We start from the raw sequence: 2,706 nt of genomic DNA on the forward strand, positions 1-2,706 counted from the left end.
CCTCCTCGCCGTTTCAGATTGACCTTCAGCAATTCAATCTTGGCACTTCGATGCCGGGTGGCAAGCCCACCGGGCGGGTGGGGGAAGTCCCTTTGTAATCCTACGCGCGGTTTCCCGCTCCCCTCAATCCTTCTTCAACAACCCCGCCAGCCCAGCAAACGGTGAATGCGTCGCTGCCTTGCCGGGCTGCTTGCCCGTGACGCTGCCCTGGGTGGCTTCCAGCTGGCGCTGGTGTTCGTTGTCGTGGCAATACACGCACAAAAGCTCCCAGTTGCTGCCGTCGGGCGGGTTGTTGTCGTGGTTGTGGTCGCGGTGGTGGACGGTGAGTTCGCGCAGGTTGGCGTGGGTGAAGCTGCGGGCGCAGCGGCCGCAGACCCACGGGTAGATCTTGAGGGCTTTTTCGCGGTAGCCCTCGGCGCGTTTGTCGGCGGCGCGGCGGGCTTCGAGGACGAGTCGGTCGAGTTTTTCGCTCATGGCTTTGTATCAGGTGGTGCGGCGGGCGAGGTCGCCGAGGGCGTCGCCGACCACTTCGGCGGCCTTCATCAGGGTGGCTTCGTCGATGATCAGCGGCGGGGCGAAGCGCAGCACGCTGTCGTGGGTGTCCTTGGTCATCAGGCCGCGGGCGAGCAGCCATTCGGCGGCGGTGCGGGCGGTGACGCGGGTGACGTCGAGCTCCATGCCGATGAGCAGGCCGCGGCCGCGCACTTCGCGGATCAACGGGTTGTCGATGGCCTGCAGGCGGGTGAGGAAGAGGGCGCCCAGGCGGGCCGCGCGCTCGGCGAGCTTCTCGTCGGCCAGTAGGGCCAGGGCTTCGCTGGCGACGGCGGCGGCGAGCGGGTTGCCGCCAAAAGTGGAGCCGTGGTCGCCGGGGCGGAAGACCTGCATCAGGCGCTCGTCGGCCAGGAAGGCGGAGATGGGCAGCAGGCCGCCACCGAGGGCCTTGCCGAGGATCACGCCATCCGGCCGGATGCCTTCATGGTCGACCGCCAGCAGCTTGCCGGTACGGCCAAGGCCGGTCTGCACTTCGTCGGCGATGAGCAGCACGTTGCGGGTGCGGCAGATCTCGGCGCAGCGGGTGAGCCAGCCGGCGGGCGGGATGTTGATGCCGCCTTCGCCCTGGATCGGCTCGAACAGGAAGGCGGCGGTGTTGGGGCCGATGGCGGTCTCCAGCGCGTCGGCGTCACCGAACGGAATCGTCTTGAAACCCGGCGCGAAGGGGCCGAAGCCGGCGCGGTACTGGGCCTCGGACGAGAAACCGACCACGGTGGTGGTGCGGCCGTGGAAGTTGCCGGCGCAGACGATGATCTCGGCCTGGCCTTCGGGCACGCCCTTGATGGTGTGAGCCCACTTGCGGGCGGCCTTGATGGCGGTTTCGACGGCCTCGACGCCGGTATTGACCGGCAGCGCCTGGTCGTAGCCCAAGAGCGCCGACAGGCGTTCGAGCATCAGCGGAAGGCGGTCGTTGGAGTAGGCGCGGGACGTCAGCGCGAGGCGGCCGGCCTGCTCGGTGAGGGCGCGCACCAGCCGCGGGTGGCTGTGGCCGAAGCTCACCGCCGAGTAGGCGCTCATCATGTCGAGGTAGCGGCGGCCTTCCACGTCCCACAGCCACGGGCCTTCGCCGCGGCTGAAGACCACCGGCAGCGGCGCGTAGTTGCGGGCGCCGAAGGTGTCCTCCCGGTAGCGCAGCTGGGAGGTGGTGGGGCCGAGGGCGGCGGCGGCGAGTTCGACGACCCACTGGGCGCCGCTGTTGCAGCGGTCGCGTTCGGGTACGTATTCGACGATCTCCAGGGCGACGAAATCGGCGCAGCTGCGCAGGCCGTGGAGGGTATCCACCAGCTCCTGCGGGTCGATGCCGTCGGGCTCCAAGCAGGTGGTGGCGGGCAGCTTGGCGCTGTCCATCGAATCCAGATCGACCGACACGCCGAAGCCGGCGGTGCCGTCGCGGGCGATGGTCATGGCATCGCACATCACCGCGGCAAGGCCCCGGGCGCGCACTTCGGGCATGTAGAAGATCTTCACGCCGAGCTTTTCGAGGAGCTTGGGCTCTTCCGGCTCCCACGAGCGGGCGCCGACGATCACCACGTGGGCGGGGTCGAGGTGCGGGCCGGGCAGGCCGGTGAGGGTTTCGTCGCCGATGCCCAGCAGGGCCGCCAGGGGCATGCCGTGGATGTTGCCGGAGTGGGTGGTCTGGGGGGTGTGGGCGTCCAGGTGGGCGTCCACCCAGATCAGGCCGAGCTTGCCGCGGGGCGCCAGATGGCGGGCCACGCCGCGCCAGGTGCCGGCGCCGATCACATGGTCGCCCCCGAGCACCAGCGGGATGGCCTCTTCGGCGCTGATGGCGGCGGTGATGTCGGCCAGATCGTGGAGCAGGTGGCTCACGGTGCCGAGGCGTTCGTGCATCGGCGGGTGGGGCGGCTTGGGGGCGGAGGGTTCGAGCAGGGTCTGCCAGCGGGCGCGGATGCCGCGCTGGTTGAGGCGCGGTTCGATGCCGTAGTCGCGCAGGGCGCGGGGGCCGGCGGCGGGGCCGAAGATCGGCGCGCCGAGGCAGGAGCCGACGCCGACGATACGGACCGGGCGGGGGGGCACGAACGGGGCTGGCATGGTGTTCCTTCGAGTGCGGCGGGCGATGCGTGTTTGAGCGCGCCGGCGGGCGTTTGTTCAGCGCCGGCAAGGGAGGCCGGGCGTTGGCCCGGCGGCACCGCGGGC

General features: G+C 70.3%; 2 protein-coding genes. Both read right to left on the reverse strand.

Going from position 1 to position 2,706, the window contains the following annotated elements; all coding sequences use genetic code 11:
• Positions 1 to 123: 123 nt before the first annotated feature.
• Positions 124 to 474 carry a YajD family HNH nuclease gene (locus QQK25_RS22590; RefSeq protein ID WP_153160787.1) on the reverse strand — a complete coding sequence of 117 codons (351 nt, stop codon included), beginning with the start codon at positions 472 to 474 and terminating at the stop codon, positions 124 to 126.
• A 9-nt stretch (positions 475 to 483) separates the two neighbouring features.
• Positions 484 to 2,601 (reverse strand): ornithine--oxo-acid transaminase, encoded by a 2,118-nt coding sequence (gene rocD / locus QQK25_RS22595; RefSeq protein ID WP_284189985.1) that lies wholly within the window; start codon positions 2,599 to 2,601, stop codon positions 484 to 486.
• Positions 2,602 to 2,706: the final 105 nt, after the last annotated feature.

Source organism: Zoogloea oryzae, assembly GCF_030161255.1.
Taxonomy (GTDB): domain Bacteria; phylum Pseudomonadota; class Gammaproteobacteria; order Burkholderiales; family Rhodocyclaceae; genus Zoogloea; species Zoogloea oryzae.

Excerpts from the sequence above, each read along its gene's own strand:
- QQK25_RS22590 (WP_153160787.1), bottom strand. The coding sequence starts at position 474 with ATGAGCGAAAAACTCGACCGACTCGTCCTCGAAGCCCGCCGCGCCGCC.
- rocD (WP_284189985.1), bottom strand. The coding sequence starts at position 2,601 with ATGCCAGCCCCGTTCGTGCCCCCCCGCCCGGTCCGTATCGTCGGCGTC.